The 13,627-nt window shown below is 58.7% G+C and carries 16 protein-coding genes and 1 pseudogene; 6 read left to right on the forward strand and 11 right to left on the reverse strand.

The genetic code is table 11. From position 1 onward, the window contains the following. Positions 1-40: 40 nt before the first annotated feature. On the reverse strand, positions 41-793 hold the full coding sequence (gene cysZ / locus KGA81_RS13215; RefSeq protein ID WP_223546444.1) for a sulfate transporter CysZ: 753 nt from the start codon (positions 791-793) through the stop codon (positions 41-43). A 315-nt stretch (positions 794-1,108) separates the two neighbouring features. Between cysZ and trxB the strand changes: the two genes are divergently transcribed. Next, positions 1,109-2,065: a thioredoxin-disulfide reductase gene (gene trxB, locus KGA81_RS13220; RefSeq protein WP_046040086.1), complete on the forward strand. Its 957-nt coding sequence runs from the start codon at positions 1,109-1,111 to the stop codon at positions 2,063-2,065. 179 nt (positions 2,066-2,244) lie between these two features. Here the strand turns inward: trxB and KGA81_RS13225 are convergent, their stop codons facing one another. From KGA81_RS13225 to KGA81_RS13255, 7 genes and pseudogenes are all read right to left on the reverse strand, one after another. Continuing rightward, positions 2,245-3,495 (reverse strand): aspartate aminotransferase family protein, encoded by a 1,251-nt coding sequence (locus KGA81_RS13225; protein ID WP_223546452.1) that lies wholly within the window; start codon positions 3,493-3,495, stop codon positions 2,245-2,247. A 245-nt stretch (positions 3,496-3,740) separates the two neighbouring features. Next, positions 3,741-4,079 carry a HopJ type III effector protein gene (locus KGA81_RS13230; RefSeq protein WP_223546454.1) on the reverse strand — a complete coding sequence of 113 codons (339 nt, stop codon included), beginning with the start codon at positions 4,077-4,079 and terminating at the stop codon, positions 3,741-3,743. Beyond that, positions 4,072-4,368 (reverse strand): DUF1244 domain-containing protein, encoded by a 297-nt coding sequence (locus tag KGA81_RS13235; protein WP_223546461.1) that lies wholly within the window; start codon positions 4,366-4,368, stop codon positions 4,072-4,074. The genes KGA81_RS13230 and KGA81_RS13235 overlap by 8 nt, the downstream gene beginning before the upstream one ends. A 98-nt stretch (positions 4,369-4,466) precedes the next feature. Continuing rightward, positions 4,467-4,838: a dihydroneopterin triphosphate 2'-epimerase gene (folX, locus tag KGA81_RS13240; RefSeq protein WP_108218231.1), complete on the reverse strand. Its 372-nt coding sequence runs from the start codon at positions 4,836-4,838 to the stop codon at positions 4,467-4,469. A 2-nt stretch (positions 4,839-4,840) separates the two neighbouring features. Next, a complete protein-coding gene (gene folE / locus KGA81_RS13245) occupies positions 4,841-5,401 on the reverse strand; it encodes a GTP cyclohydrolase I FolE (protein WP_223546463.1) in 561 nt (186 codons plus the stop codon). 20 nt (positions 5,402-5,421) lie between these two features. After that, positions 5,422-6,132, reverse strand: coding sequence for a dihydromonapterin reductase (gene folM / locus KGA81_RS13250; RefSeq protein ID WP_108218233.1), 711 nt, complete (start codon positions 6,130-6,132; stop codon positions 5,422-5,424). An 87-nt stretch (positions 6,133-6,219) separates the two neighbouring features. Then, positions 6,220-6,489: pseudogene (locus KGA81_RS13255) on the reverse strand (antibiotic biosynthesis monooxygenase); the annotation flags it as partial. Positions 6,490-6,718: 229 nt separating this feature from the next. Between KGA81_RS13255 and KGA81_RS13260 the strand changes: the two are divergent. Then, on the forward strand, positions 6,719-7,678 hold the full coding sequence (locus KGA81_RS13260; RefSeq protein ID WP_223546465.1) for a MerR family transcriptional regulator: 960 nt from the start codon (positions 6,719-6,721) through the stop codon (positions 7,676-7,678). A 3-nt stretch (positions 7,679-7,681) separates the two neighbouring features. On the opposite strand, the gene KGA81_RS13265 is transcribed toward KGA81_RS13260, so the two are convergent. Then, positions 7,682-8,287 carry a hypothetical protein gene (locus KGA81_RS13265; RefSeq protein WP_223546467.1) on the reverse strand — a complete coding sequence of 202 codons (606 nt, stop codon included), beginning with the start codon at positions 8,285-8,287 and terminating at the stop codon, positions 7,682-7,684. A gap of 54 nt (positions 8,288-8,341) precedes the next feature. Beyond that, positions 8,342-8,818 carry a PAS domain S-box protein gene (locus KGA81_RS13270; protein ID WP_223546469.1) on the reverse strand — a complete coding sequence of 159 codons (477 nt, stop codon included), beginning with the start codon at positions 8,816-8,818 and terminating at the stop codon, positions 8,342-8,344. 102 nt (positions 8,819-8,920) lie between these two features. On the opposite strand from KGA81_RS13270, the gene KGA81_RS13275 reads away from it, so the two are divergent. The 4 genes from KGA81_RS13275 to KGA81_RS13290 all read left to right on the forward strand — a co-directional run bounded on the left by KGA81_RS13275 (position 8,921) and on the right by KGA81_RS13290 (position 12,472). After that, the gene (locus KGA81_RS13275; protein WP_223546471.1) at positions 8,921-9,376 is read left to right on the forward strand and encodes a flavodoxin; all 456 of its coding nucleotides are present in this window, start codon (positions 8,921-8,923) and stop codon (positions 9,374-9,376) included. 226 nt (positions 9,377-9,602) lie between these two features. Further along, positions 9,603-10,385: a class II aldolase/adducin family protein gene (locus KGA81_RS13280; RefSeq protein ID WP_223546473.1), complete on the forward strand. Its 783-nt coding sequence runs from the start codon at positions 9,603-9,605 to the stop codon at positions 10,383-10,385. Continuing rightward, complete coding sequence (locus KGA81_RS13285; protein ID WP_223546475.1) at positions 10,385-11,287, forward strand: alpha/beta fold hydrolase; 903 nt, start codon at positions 10,385-10,387, stop codon at positions 11,285-11,287. Before KGA81_RS13280 ends, KGA81_RS13285 begins: the two co-directional genes overlap by 1 nt. Positions 11,288-11,560: 273 nt before the next feature. Continuing rightward, entirely contained in the window at positions 11,561-12,472 is a 912-nt protein-coding gene (locus KGA81_RS13290; protein WP_223546477.1) for an SDR family oxidoreductase, read from the forward strand. 46 nt (positions 12,473-12,518) lie between these two features. On the opposite strand, the gene KGA81_RS13295 is transcribed toward KGA81_RS13290, so the two are convergent. After that, the gene (locus KGA81_RS13295) at positions 12,519-13,289 is read right to left on the reverse strand and encodes an N-acetylmuramoyl-L-alanine amidase (RefSeq protein ID WP_223546479.1); all 771 of its coding nucleotides are present in this window, start codon (positions 13,287-13,289) and stop codon (positions 12,519-12,521) included. Positions 13,290-13,627 lie beyond the last annotated feature (338 nt).

Genomic DNA, 13,627 nt, shown 5'->3' on the forward strand with positions numbered 1-13,627 from the left:
GGGATGATGGATTTGTGACTGCAGTGCCGGCGCTGATGGCTCAGCGCTGGGCCACCAGGTTTTCCGCGCCGCGTTCACGGACCCAGAACAATGTCGCCCCGGCCACGGCGGCCGGCATCATCAGGATGTTGACCACCGGGATCAGCAGCACCAGGTACACGCTGCCGCCGAAACTCATGCTCTGCCAGCGCTTCTGCCGCAGCCAGGCGAGCATTTCGTTCCAGCCCAGCTTGTGGTTGTCCGCCGGGTAGTCTATGTACTGGATCGCCATCATCCACACCCCGAACAGCAGCCACAGCGGTGCGGCGATGATGTTCACAACCGGGATGAAGGACAGGATGAAGAGGCCGATCGCCCTTGGCAGGAAATAGCCGAGCTTGCGCATTTCCCGGGCCAGGGTGCGTGGGATCATCGCAATCAGTTCGCCCCAGCTGAAGGCCGGGAAGTCGTCGGTGCCGCGCACCACTACCTCGACTTTCTCCGCCAGGAAGCCATTGAATGGCGCGGCAATGACATTGGCGAGCATGGTGAAGGTGAAGAACACCATCAGCACGACGAGCACCACGAACAGCGGCCATAGAATGTAACTGAGAAAACTCAGCCAGTCGGGCAGGGACGGCATCAAGGTGTCGACCCACAGGCTGAATTGATGGCCGGCCAAGTAGATCAATCCGACGAACAGCACCAGGTTGATCGCCAGCGGCAACAACACGAACAAACGCAGGCTGGGGCTCAGCACCAGCTTGAGGCCTTCGCGCAGGTATTGCGGGCCGGACAGAACGGGGGCAGGCATGATGTGCTCCGAGCAAAGGGAAAACGCGCCGACCTTACCGGCTTTGCTTCACGTGCGAAAGCGCGGCAGTGTTATCGACATTCACTGTAACAAAGACGTCGATATCGTCGGGCAGATGGCATAGAGACCACCTATGAGCTGGATTGTTAATCCGTATTTCCTTAATCTTCGCCCCCTCGATACGCTGCACCCAATCTTTTTACAGGACGGTCGGGTTCAAGCCTTCCCCAAGTGCTTTCAACCGTTCTTTTTTATTCCAGCCGGCAATCCGGCGTTCCGCGCCAGGTGTTCCGGGCCGGTCAACAGGAGCAGGTCATGTCTGAAGTCCGTCATTCGCGAGTGATTATTCTCGGTTCCGGCCCTGCCGGTTACAGCGCCGCGGTCTATGCCGCCCGTGCCAACCTCAAGCCACTGCTGATCACCGGCATGCAGGCCGGCGGTCAACTGACCACCACCACCGAAGTCGATAACTGGCCGGGCGACGTCCACGGCCTGACCGGCCCGGCGCTGATGGAGCGGATGCGCGAGCACGCCGAGCGTTTCGAAACCGAGATCGTGTTCGATCACATCAATGCCGTGGACTTCGCTGCCAAGCCGTACACCCTGACCGGCGACAGCGCGACTTACACCTGCGACGCCCTGATCATCGCCACCGGCGCCAGCGCTCGTTACCTGGGCCTGCCGTCCGAAGAAACCTTCATGGGCAAAGGCGTTTCGGCCTGCGCGACCTGCGACGGTTTCTTCTACCGCAACAAGCCGGTTGCCGTGGTCGGCGGCGGCAACACCGCTGTTGAAGAGGCCCTGTACCTGGCCAACATCGCGAGCAAAGTCACGCTGATCCACCGTCGCGAAACCTTCCGCGCCGAGAAGATCCTGATCGACAAGCTGAACGCCCGCGTTGCCGAAGGCAAGATCGAGCTGAAGCTGAACGCAACACTGGATGAAGTGCTGGGCGACAACATGGGCGTGACTGGTGCGCGCCTGAAGAACAACGACGGCAGCTTCGACGAAGTGAAAGTCGACGGCGTGTTCATCGCCATTGGCCACACCCCGAACACCTCGTTGTTCGAAGGCCAGTTGACCCTCAAAGACGGCTACCTGGTTGTGCAGGGCGGCCGTGACGGCAACGCCACTGCCACCAACCTCGAAGGTATCTTCGCCGCCGGTGACGTGGCTGACCACGTGTACCGTCAGGCCATCACCTCGGCCGGCGCCGGTTGCATGGCGGCACTGGATGCCGAGCGTTACCTCGACAATCTGCAGAACGCTTGATTCTGCATACGTTGAAATAAAGAAAACCGGCTTCGGCCGGTTTTTTTGTACCCATGAATAATGCATCAACCCTGTGGGAGCGAGCTTGCTCGCGATAGCGGACTATCAGCCAGCATCTATATTGAATGTTCAATCGCCATCGCGAGCAAGCTCGCTCCCACAGAGACTGTACTTCGCTCTCAGGATAGTTTTGCCAGACACGCCTCAAGGATATCCATGCCTTCCTCCAGTACCGCAGCCTCGATGGTCAACGGCGCCAGCAAGCGAATGATGTGCCGCGATTTACCGCTGGGCATCAGCAGCAAACCGGCGTCTCGTGCCAGTGCCAGCAATTGTGTCAACTGGGCGGCGGCGGGAGAGCCATCGGCGTTGATCAGCTCGATGCCACGCATGGCGCCGACGCCGGTCAGGCGTCCCAGGTACGGCGTCAGCTTGTTCGCGCGCCAGGTTGCATGGCGGCCGACAATCGCTTCTTCCTGTTGGGTACCCCAGGCGTGCAGGTTGGCATCGGTCATTTCGTCCAGAGTTGCCAGTGCCGCAGCGCAGGCGATGGGGTTACCGGAGTAAGTGCCACCGAGTCCGCCCTTGGGCAAGTTGTCCAGCAGCGGCTTGCGCCCGACCACCGCACCCAGAGGCACGCCGCCAGCGATGCTTTTGCCGAGCAGGATCAGGTCCGGCTCGATGCCCAGTCGCGAGAACGCGAAGCGCTGGCCGGTTCGGCCGAAACCGGACTGGATTTCATCGGCGATCAGCACAATGCCCTTGTCGTCGCAGAACTTGCGCAGTGCCTGGGCGAACTCGGTCTCCATGGCCAGAAAACCCGCTTCGCCCTGCACCGGTTCGACGATAAAACAGGCGACGTCATCGACATCGATCTCGACGCTGAACAGGCGCTCCATGGCTTTGAGGGCATCGGCACAGGTCACGCCGTTGTCCCGGCTGGGAAACGGCAGATGAAAGACCGGCCCCGGCAGCACACCGACTTTCTGTTTGTAGGGTGCGACCTTGCCGTTGAGGTTGAGGGTGGCCAGTGTGCGGCCATGGAAAGCGCCGTCGAAGGCGATGACTGCGCTACGGCCGGTGGCGCCACGGACGATCTTCAGGGCGTTTTCCGCTGCTTCCGCGCCGCTGTTGGTGAGCATGCCGCTGACCGGGTAACTCACTGGCATGAATGCGCTGAGGCGCTCCATCAGTTCGAGGTAAGGCACATGGGGCGCTGCATTGAACGCGTAATGGGTCAGTCGGGTGGCTTGTTCGCGGATGGCCTGGACGATACGCGGATGGCAATGGCCGAGGTTCAACACGCCGATGCCGCCGACAAAGTCGATGTAGCGTTTGCCATCGGTGTCCCAGACCTCGGCGTTTTTGCCGTGGCTGAGCGTGACAGGGTGAACGATATTGATCGACTGGCTGATGGATTCGCTGCGCATGGATGACCGGCTCGAAAGAAGGGAGGCTTCTTTTTATCTAAGCCGTGAGCAGTGGTACGGGGCAAACGAAATAAAGTCGCCGGGTCAATCTTAAAAGTCGGAATGTGGTTTGAGCGTTCCAAACAATGACGCTGACCTGTAGGAGCTGGCTTGTCGGGTCGCCGCATCGCAGCGAAGGCGTCCGCAAGAATGATGCAAAGCTCAATGGACCCTTCGCCGGCAAGCCGGCTCCTACAGGAATGCGCTTATCGGCGAGTCAGCGGCTGCTGAGCGAATTTCACACCCGCCAGGCCATGGGCAATCAACGCCCGGATGTTGCCGTGATCGCTGCCTTCTGGTGTCGCCACCACGGAACGGTAATGCTCACCGAACGCCAGCAGGGCTTCTTCATCACTCAAGCCTTCGAGCAGCGCCAGACCCAGGGTCTTGCACGAGCCTTCGTTCTGCCCGGCCGCGTTTTCCACGCCACCATTGTTGAAAGCCTGAGGCTGGTAGTCGTAACCGGCAGCAATGAACGCCAGGGTCTCGGCGAAGGCGTGTTCGCCGCTCTTGAAGCTGGCGCGCAGGGTGTTCAAATCACTCATTGGGTTTTCCTTTGGCGAACGCCGCCTGTTGTTCGGCGCTGGCTTCTTGCTGAAATTGGGCTTTCCAGTCGGCGTACGGCATGCCGTAAACCACTTCGCGGGCTTCGTCGAGGCTGACCTCGATCTGGCGTTCGTCAGCCGCCGCCTTGTACCACTTGGACAGGCAGTTGCGGCAGAAACCCGAGAGGTTCATCAGGTCGATGTTCTGCACATCCTTGCGGCTGTCCAGATGGGCCACCAGCCGGCGAAAGGCGGCGGCTTCGAGTTCCAGGCGTTGTTGATCGGTCATGGCGGTCTCTGCGAGACAGCTTCAAGCGGCAAGCCTCAAGCTGCAAGATGGATGTTCGGTGAGCTGTAGCTTACCGCTTGAAGCTTGCGGCTTGAAGCTCAGCGGCTCGCTGCCAGCGTAATCGACACCGACTCGGCAAATCGCAGCGCGTGGGGCTTGTCGACCTCGACCTCGGCGTAGAGCACCGATGCGTTGGCCATCACCAGGTCGAGAATCTCCTGGGTCAGGCGTTCGAGCAGCGCAAAGCGGTTGCCTTCCACATGGGCGATGATCGCCTTGGTGATCGTTCGGTAGTTCAATGCGTGATCGATATCGTTGTCCCGTACCGCTTCCTGGGCTGCGTACAGAATGGTGAGGTTGATCAGCACATCCTGCTTGTTGAGGATTTCATCCTCGTTGATGCCGATGTAGGTACGCAGGCACAGGTCTTTGACCCGAATGCGTGCCATGCCTGGCTGAAGTTGTGGCATTGCTACTTGCTCCGTCCAATCAATTGCAGGAACTCCTGGCGGGTGTTGCTCGACTCGCGGAAGGCGCCGAGCATCACCGAGGTGTTCATGGTCGAATTCTGTTTCTCGACGCCGCGCATCATCATGCACATGTGCTGCGCTTCGATGACCACTGCGACACCAGCCGCACCGGTCACCTGTTGCACCGCATCGGCGATTTGCCGGGTGAGGTTTTCCTGGATCTGCAGGCGCCGGGCGAACATGTCCACCAGTCGCGCAATCTTCGACAGGCCCAGCACCTTGCCGGTCGGAATATAAGCCACATGCGCCTTGCCGATGAAGGGCAGCATGTGGTGTTCGCAAAGCGAGTACAGCTCGATGTTGTCGACGATGACCATTTCATCGTTGTCGGAGGCGAACAGCGCGTCATTGACGATCTCTTCGACACTTTGCTCGTAACCATGGCAAAGGTACTGCATGGCTTTGGCCGCACGCATCGGCGTATCGAGCAAACCCTCGCGGTCGGGGTTTTCGCCGAGGCCGATAAGGATCTCTCGATAGTTCTGGGGCAGGGATAACGTCATGGAAAATCCTCGCGAGGCACTTATTTGATGTGCCGTCCGCCGTTGACGGTCAGGGTGGTGCCGGTGACATAAGGGTTGTCGAGCAGATAGCGCAGGCTCTGGTAGATCACTTCGCAGCCGGGTTCGATGCCCAGCGCGGACTTGGCCAGCACCTTGGCGCGGTAGGCCGCGTCGTCTTCAGGGTTGAACAGTAGCAGGGCCGGGGCGATTCCGTTGACCTTGATGGCCGGCGCGTACCTGGCGGCGAAGGACAGGGTCAGGCTATCGAGCCCGGCTTTGCTGGCGCAATAGCCGATGTGCTTGCTGCTGCCCTTGCGGGTCACGTCATCGCTGATGTGCACGATGTCGGCGGGGCTCGAGCGTTGCAGCAGGTCGGCGCAATGCAGGTTGATCAGGTAGGGCGCCAGCATGTGCACGCTGAACATGCGGGTGAACGCTGCGGCGTCGGTATCCGGTGTTTCGGCCAGCCATTCGGAAGCGTTGTGGACAATCGCCCGCAAACGGTCGGTGTGGGTTTTCAGTTCGCTGATGAAGGCCAGGATTCCGGCCTCGCTGGCGAAATCGGCGAACACCGCGGTGGCCCCCAGATCGCGCAGGGCTTGTACGCCGGGACGCTCGCTGCGGTAGCTGAAAATCACGCGCTGGCCATCTTCCAGCAGTCGCCGGGCGCAATGCAGGCCGACACGCTGGCCGGCACCGGTAATGAGGATAGGGGCTGCGGAAGAAGTCATGAAAGGCTCGCGTCGCGGTGAGAACAAAACTATACCAGCGACGGGAGCGCTCTATCTATTGCGGGAAATATCTGTAGGAGCGGGGGATCAGTGGTTTTGGGTGGAGGGGGCGGCGGGCAAGCGGCGTACGGGCGTGCTGTTCAGCCAATTGGCCAGCAAACGGGTCGACAGTGGAATGAAGAAATACACCATCAGCGGCGTCAGGCACAGGGTGCTGATGAGCACGCGGGGCAGCAGCGCCATTTCATTGAGCAGCGACCCCAGCGCAAAGTTGAACAGCAGGGAAACCGGAAAGAACGCCAACCAGATTGCCACGGCCTGTTTCCAGCGCGGCGGGCGTTGACCGATGGCACCGAACCGGAAGGGGTAGACATCGTGCATCTGCGTAAGACATTTGCGTCGCTCCGGATAGGAACTTCGCCAGGCGCAGCGCCGGGGTAGTGGGCTGCGGCTTGAAACAAGCAAGGATTATTCCTCATTCTGCCGGTTTCGTCTTTGAACGGTTTTTTTCGATTGTGAACTTGAATCGTTGTGGGGAAGGGGAGTTAAATTGGGATCCAATCTGCACATGGACATACAATCCCAGATGCCTGTCCTTACTGGCGTAGTTTCAGGTGTACAGCGGGCTGTCTCCCTTGAACAGGAAGAGCTCTTTCCGATTCGCGAAGTGGCGCGCCTGACAGGCGTCAATCCGGTCACGCTTCGAGCCTGGGAGCGACGTTATGGCCTGATTGTTCCAATGCGCACCGAAAGCGGGCATCGCCTGTATTCGCTGACCGATATCGAACGGGTTCGCAATATCCTCGGCTGGGTCGAGCGCGGTGTAGTCGTCAGCAAGATCGGCAGGATCCTGGCTAAAACCCAGCCGCTTCAGGCGTTGTCGCACATTATCCCCAACAACCTCGTGCAAGCCGATTATGCACAGTGGCAGCAGCAGGTTCTTGCTGCGGTCAACGGGTTTGACGACATTCGGCTGGAGCAGGTCTACGGGCAAATCTTTTCCAGTTACGCCCTGCCGGTGGTGTTTCAGGACATTCTGATGCCTGTCTGGAAGCAATTGTTGCAACGACAGGATCAGTTCGGCGGTACCAGCGAGTGGCTGTTCCTGGATGGTTTTTTGCGTTCCCGAGTGGTGCAGCGTCTGTTGTTGCTGCGAGACAAACAGCCGCGTCGGGTGGTCATCTGTGCCCTGGTTGGCCATTGCCGCGAGCTGGAACTGTTGGTCGCGGCCCTGTTTCTGAGTGCCGGGCCAGCGGCCGTTCGCGTGCTGAACATTGGTCAACCGTTCGATGAGTTGGCGTTGACGTGTGAAAGGCTCAAGCCCCTGTCGCTGGTGCTGTTTTCCAATCATGTGCCAGCTCCCGAGTTGCCGCGGCGTTTGAATCGCCTGGCAATGAGTCTGGAGTGCCGATTGTTGTTGGCCGGTGATGCTTGCGATCTGGTACAGGAGAGCCTGGCCGGGTCATCGATCGGATGCCTGGGCAATGAGGGGGAGGTCATGAGCCAGCGTCTGAAGCAGTTCCTGGCGGGTAGCCTGGATACTTGAGGTTCAGAGATGCAGCGTGGGATGAGTCAACCGATGCTGTTGCAGAATGAACTGGTGCAGGCGCTCGGTTTCGTCCGCATCGCTCTGGCTCAGTTGATAGGCATAGAAGCCCTGTTCGTTTTCTTTCTCGAAAGTGCCACGCAAGGCAATCCGCTCATAGCCTGACGGGCTGAACCACAAGGCGAAATGCTTCGGCGGCTTGGTCTTGTTGCGAACCTCCAGCAAAACCCCTTTGCACGACACTTCGTGCACCCACAGGGTGCCGGTTTGACCCTTGGCGTTTTCCAGTGCTACCGGTTCGTCCAGTACCAGGCGCCAAGGCCGGACCATCGGTCCGTCTTCATAGATGCTCGGCACGCCGAGGCGCAGGTGCAGCGCATGGAACTCGTCTTCCACCAGGTGCAGAGGGAAGGTCATTTGCTGGTTTTCGAAGCTGGCTTGAATGGTGACCTGCTCATGGGCCGCCAGGCGGGTGAGCAGGTCACGAATTTGCGATCCCCCGTTGACGAGCAGGCTCGACGTCGCGTCCCGCACATTGAGTTGCGGGTTGTGTTGCATGCTCTGGATGAAATCCAGCTCATCCTGGGTCAGGAGGGCGTCACGTTGCATGGCCAGCTCGAAATATATAGTTACAAAGTCAACGGTGATTCTGGTTATAGACCGTTAATTCTGGATTTGGTTTTTGCCGTTCGTCGCCTTGAGCGCAGTCAGTTCGGCCTGGAGTTCAGCCAACTGCGCTTCAAGCTGTGTCACGCGCTGCTGTGCCCTGACCTGCGCGGTGACATCTTTCTGTACGCCGACAAAGTAGGTTTGCCCGTCCGCTGGATTTTTTACCGTTGAAAGGGACAGCTCGTTCCAGAACGGTGTGCCGTCCTTGCGGTAGTTGCGCAGTATTTCCCGGCAGGATCCATCACGGTTCAAGGCGTCGCGAATCAACGGCAGGGCTTGCTGGTCGCGGTCTCCCGACTGCAGGAAGCGGCAATCCTGATAGAGGATTTCTTCGCTGGAGTACCCCGTCAGGCGTTCGAACGCGGGGTTGACGTAAATGAGGATTTTGTCCTGGTCGCCTTCCTTTTCGGCAATCACGATTCCGTCGTTGGAGGTGTTGATCGCCATTTGCAGCAGCTGTGCATTAATCATCGGAGTATCCTTTCCTGATTGATTGTCGATTGCGTTCTAAAAGAACAATCACGACCGTGCTGTTAATATCCGGGTCTTTTACTCGGATTCAGGATCAGATTGATGAAAGTCGCCATCATTTCCGGCTCGGTGTACGGCACGGCCGAAGAAGTTGCCCGTCACGCCGCCAGCCTTTTGAAAGCCGCCGGTTTCGAAACCTTTCACAACTCGCGTGCGACCCTCGCCGATATCCAGGCGTTTGCCCCGCAAGCCTTTCTGGCGGTGACCTCGACCACCGGCATGGGCGAGCTGCCGGACAACCTGCAACCGCTGTATTCGACCATTCGCGACCAATTGCCAGCGGCCTGGCGCGGTTTGCCAGGCGCGGTGATCGGATTGGGTGATGCGAGTTATGGCGATACTTTTTGTGGCGGCGGCGAGCAGATGCGCGAATTGTTCGCTGAACTGGGCATTCGCGAAGTACTGCCGATGCTACGCCTGGATGCCAGTGAAAGCGTGACCCCCGAGACGGACGCCGAGCCTTGGCTGGCGGACCTGATCAACGCACTGCGCACCTGATCGTTGCCCCGGTACCCATGCCAGTCAGGGTTCTGACAGTACGGTAAAAAACGACCGGTCAGACCATCGCTGGCGTCGGTCGTTTGACATGGATCCAGGGTGGCCGGGGGACTGACTCGCAGGGTCACCAAGCTGGCTGCGAATGCAAGTACACGAACTTCAAGGGGTGACTAGACTCGGTAAACATAGGAAACACTCCATCATAAAAACACCGAGGTTCCTTGCCGTGACTGTCGATCCTGACCAATCGCCTCACAATGTCAAACACCGGGTCAGTGCTGCCGAGTGGCAGACACGCGTCGACCTAGCGGCTTGTTATCGCCTGGTCGCTCAACACGGCTGGGATGACCTGATCTTCACCCATATCTCCGCCAAGGTGCCCGGCACCGAAGATTTCCTGATCAACCCGTTCGGGTTGATGTTTCATGAAATGACCGCGTCGAGCCTGGTCAAGGTGGATCTGGCCGGCAACAAGCTGATGGACAGTCCTTACGAGATCAATCCGGCGGGTTACACCATCCACAGCGCCGTGCATGAAGTTCGTCACGATGTCGTCTGCGTGCTCCACACTCACACGGCTTCAGGGGTGGCGGTGTCGGCACAGAAGCAGGGTGTTTTGCCGATCAGTCAACAGTCGTTGTTCGTGCTTTCCAGCCTGGCCTACCACGCCTACGAAGGCGTGGCGCTCAACCATGATGAGAAAGTGCGGCTGCAGGCCGATCTCGGTGAAAACAATTTCCTGATGTTGCATAACCACGGTCTGCTGACCTGCGGCAGCACCATCGCCGATACGTTCCTGATGATGTTCACCTTTGCGCGTGCCTGCGACATTCAGGTCATGGCGCAAAACGGTGCCGCTGAACTGATCGTCATCGAACCGCAGATCCTGGCCGGCGCCAAAGCCATGCTCGCGGGTGTCACCCGAAGTGCTCAAGGAATGGGCGGAGCGCTGGCGTGGCCGGCGCTGCTGCGCAAACTCGATAAACTGGACCCGGGTTATAAACTCTGATGGAACTCGCCGAGATCCCCCTGTGTGTCTGGCGCAAACGCAGCCAGACGTTCGTCTTCCGTGGCCAGAGCATCCGTTACTGGACAGCAGGGCAGGGTGAGCCGCTGTTGCTCATTCACGGCTTCCCGTCCGCCAGTTGGGACTGGCATTACCTGTGGCAGCCTTTGAGTCAGCGGTTTCGCGTGATCGCTTGCGACATGCTGGGCTTCGGCGATTCGGCCAAACCTGCGAATCACCAATACAGCCTTCTCGAGCAAGCGGATTTGCAACAGGCACTGCTTGAACACCTGAATGTCGAACAGCCGGTGCACCTGTTTGCTCACGATTACGGCGACAGCGTGGCCCAGGAACTGCTGGCCAGGCATTACGAGTCGCGGGTGGAGCTGGCCAGTTGTGTGTTTCTCAACGGCGGGTTGTTTGCCGAAGCCCATCGCCCGGTATTGATACAAAAACTCTTGCTTAGCCCTGTGGGCTGGATCATTGGCCGCACCTTCAGCCGTGATGGTCTGGTGAGAAGCTTCCGGCAGATTTTCGGTCCGCAAACCCGCCCCAGTGAAAGCCAGATGGATGACTTCTGGAGCCTGGTCGAAAGCCAGCGCGGGCCACGGATCATGCATAAATTGATTGCCTATATCCCGGAGCGACGCGTCTGGCGCAACCGCTGGGTGAGCGCGATGCAACGTGGTGAAGTGCCGCTGCGAGTGATCGATGGCGGGGTCGACCCGGTCTCTGGCATACACATGGTCGAGCGTTACCGGGAACTGATCCCGGACGCGGACACGGTGGTGTTGCCCGACATTGGCCACTACCCACAGATCGAGGCGCCCTGCGAGGTGCTCAAGCACTACCTGGCGTTTCGCGATCAACTGCTGTTGCCGCCGCGCAAGATGGCGTGTTCCTGATTCGCAGCGTTGAACCTGTTCTGCTTCTGTGGCGAGGGAGCTTGCTCCCGTTGGACTGCGTAGCAGTCCCGTGCTCTGTAGGGAAAAAGAAGGCCCGCTTCGCGGCCCAACGGGAGCAAGCTCCCTCGCCACAAGGATCGCGTCATCCTGTCCGACGCGATCATCATCCCCCAGCCTTATCGCGCACTATTCAGCCTCCCCCGTGTTCATTGTGACCTGCCGCGCCGTGCCTGAAACTCGGACGCATTGTCCCCTGGCCTGCTGGAGTCCCCCATGAATGAATCTGTGCACTTCGAAGATAAAGTCGTGATCATCACCGGAGCCGGTGGCGGCCTGGGACGGGCGCATGCACTGCTGTTCGCTAAACAGGGCGCCAGGGTGCTGGTCAACGATCTTGGCGGCTCGGCCCAGGGTGAGGGCGCCAACGCCTCGGCCGCCGACCGCGTGGTGGCGGACATTCGCGAGGCGGGTGGCATCGCCGAGGCCAACCACGACTCGGTCACTGACGGTGACAAACTGGTCCAGCACGCCCTGGACGTCTTCGGTCGAGTCGACGTAGTGGTCAACAACGCCGGGATTCTGCGGGACAAGACCTTCCACAAAATGGATGACGCCGACTGGGACTTGGTTTACCGCATCCACGTCGAAGGTGCCTACAAAGTCACCCGCGCCGCCTGGCCGCACATGCGCGAGCAAAACTACGGTCGGGTGATTTTCACTGCGTCGACCTCGGGCATCTATGGCAACTTCGGCCAGTCCAACTACGGCATGGCCAAGCTCGGTCTCTACGGCCTGACCCGCACCCTGGCCATCGAAGGCCGCAAGAACAACATCCTGGTCAACGCCATCGCCCCCACCGGCGGCACACGCATGACCGAAGGGCTGATCCCGCCGCAAGTCTTCGAACAGCTCAAGCCGGAACTGGTCAGCCCACTGGTGGTGTACCTGGCCAGCGAGAACTGCCAGGAAACCTCCGGTCTGTTTGAGGTCGGCGGCGGCTGGATGGGCAAGGTCCGCTGGGAGCGCAGCCTCGGTGCCGGGTTCGATCCACGGACGGGTTTCTCCCCGCAGGACGTGGCGGCGCACTGGCAGCAAATCTGTGATTTCGACGGCGCGGTGCATCCGAAGGACAACATCGAGGCGTTGAAGGAGATGATGGGGAACTTGCAGAGATATACGCTCTGATACCGCCGGCAAGGTCACATTGATTGACCTTGCCGTTTGTTACCGATCAGCCGGGAAAGTATTTGACTACCAGTGCCTTCAGATTGGCGGCTGTTTGCATGTCCATTTTTCCGTCGAAGTTTTCCGGGCGAAAATGCATCTGGAATGCCCGCACCAACTGTTGAAAACCGCCTTCCGTTGACGCACCTGAAACATCGTATCCATAGGTTTTAAACAGCTCAAGCAATTCGTTTCGGGCTGGAATACCCGAAGTGTTGTATTGGCGCAGATACTCGTCCCGAGTGCTTTCATCGAACCAGGCACCGACACCTTTCAAGTAAAGCTCCCGCCAGGGAAACATCGGCCCAGGGTCACTTTTACGGCCGATGGCAATATCGGAGTGGCCCAAAACCTGCGTCGGCGTGATATCCGGGTAACGCTTGAGGATGTTCAACGCCAGTTGCTCAATCGCGGCAATCTGCTCGGGGTGATACGGCGGAAAGGTGAATTCGCCTTTGTTGTCGGTCGCCAGGTTGACGACTTCAATGCCGATGGATGTGTCATTCAGATTGCTGCGGCTGCCCCACTGACTGACACCTGCGTGCCACGCGCGATAGGTTTCATCCACCAGGCTGAAAACCTCCTGCACGGTGTGGCCGGCTTTCAGGTAACTGGGGTCAGTGATATCTGGAACCAGATAGTGCGCGCTGACATTCGGGCCGGTCAGGGCACTGACAGAACTTGAAAAGTTAGCGGCCGTGTAGTGAAGAATCAGAAAACGTATTCGACTGTTGAAGCTTCGGGTCGAGCGATACTGGTTGTAGCGGATGGGTTTCATGGTTGCACTCGCAATAAGTAAGTTTGAAGCCGGACGAAGATAAAAGTCGTGCGCCGACGTGCTGTTCAACTTACTGGCTGGAGTGCTTTTGGTGTTTACCTCTGCTTGTAGGTACTTTCTGAAAGAAATGTAGTATCCGAAGTTTTGTAAGGATGCTCAGGGGTTACTGATTGACGGCTGTTACTCATCAGAAACCATCGCCCATAAAAAAGGTTCTTCACGGAATCCCGGGAAACACAGAAACAAGAACGCCGATTTGGTTGATGATGTTCGTGCGAGCAAACACATCTAACAAACCGGCGTTCTTATGCGCGATATTAATACTTTCCTTCCTTTTT

This window comes from Pseudomonas sp. A-B-19, from assembly GCF_019947515.1.
Taxonomy (GTDB): domain Bacteria; phylum Pseudomonadota; class Gammaproteobacteria; order Pseudomonadales; family Pseudomonadaceae; genus Aquipseudomonas.

Excerpts from the sequence above, each read along its gene's own strand:
- cysZ (WP_223546444.1), bottom strand. The coding sequence starts at position 793 with ATGCCTGCCCCCGTTCTGTCCGGCCCGCAATACCTGCGCGAAGGCCTC.
- trxB (WP_046040086.1), top strand. The coding sequence starts at position 1,109 with ATGTCTGAAGTCCGTCATTCGCGAGTGATTATTCTCGGTTCCGGCCCT.
- KGA81_RS13225 (WP_223546452.1), bottom strand. The coding sequence starts at position 3,495 with ATGCGCAGCGAATCCATCAGCCAGTCGATCAATATCGTTCACCCTGTC.
- KGA81_RS13230 (WP_223546454.1), bottom strand. The coding sequence starts at position 4,079 with ATGAGTGATTTGAACACCCTGCGCGCCAGCTTCAAGAGCGGCGAACAC.
- KGA81_RS13235 (WP_223546461.1), bottom strand. The coding sequence starts at position 4,368 with ATGACCGATCAACAACGCCTGGAACTCGAAGCCGCCGCCTTTCGCCGG.
- folX (WP_108218231.1), bottom strand. The coding sequence starts at position 4,838 with ATGCCACAACTTCAGCCAGGCATGGCACGCATTCGGGTCAAAGACCTG.
- folE (WP_223546463.1), bottom strand. The coding sequence starts at position 5,401 with ATGACGTTATCCCTGCCCCAGAACTATCGAGAGATCCTTATCGGCCTC.
- folM (WP_108218233.1), bottom strand. The coding sequence starts at position 6,132 with ATGACTTCTTCCGCAGCCCCTATCCTCATTACCGGTGCCGGCCAGCGT.
- KGA81_RS13260 (WP_223546465.1), top strand. The coding sequence starts at position 6,719 with ATGCCTGTCCTTACTGGCGTAGTTTCAGGTGTACAGCGGGCTGTCTCC.
- KGA81_RS13265 (WP_223546467.1), bottom strand. The coding sequence starts at position 8,287 with ATGCAACGTGACGCCCTCCTGACCCAGGATGAGCTGGATTTCATCCAG.
- KGA81_RS13270 (WP_223546469.1), bottom strand. The coding sequence starts at position 8,818 with ATGATTAATGCACAGCTGCTGCAAATGGCGATCAACACCTCCAACGAC.
- KGA81_RS13275 (WP_223546471.1), top strand. The coding sequence starts at position 8,921 with ATGAAAGTCGCCATCATTTCCGGCTCGGTGTACGGCACGGCCGAAGAA.
- KGA81_RS13285 (WP_223546475.1), top strand. The coding sequence starts at position 10,385 with ATGGAACTCGCCGAGATCCCCCTGTGTGTCTGGCGCAAACGCAGCCAG.
- KGA81_RS13290 (WP_223546477.1), top strand. The coding sequence starts at position 11,561 with ATGAATGAATCTGTGCACTTCGAAGATAAAGTCGTGATCATCACCGGA.
- KGA81_RS13295 (WP_223546479.1), bottom strand. The coding sequence starts at position 13,289 with ATGAAACCCATCCGCTACAACCAGTATCGCTCGACCCGAAGCTTCAAC.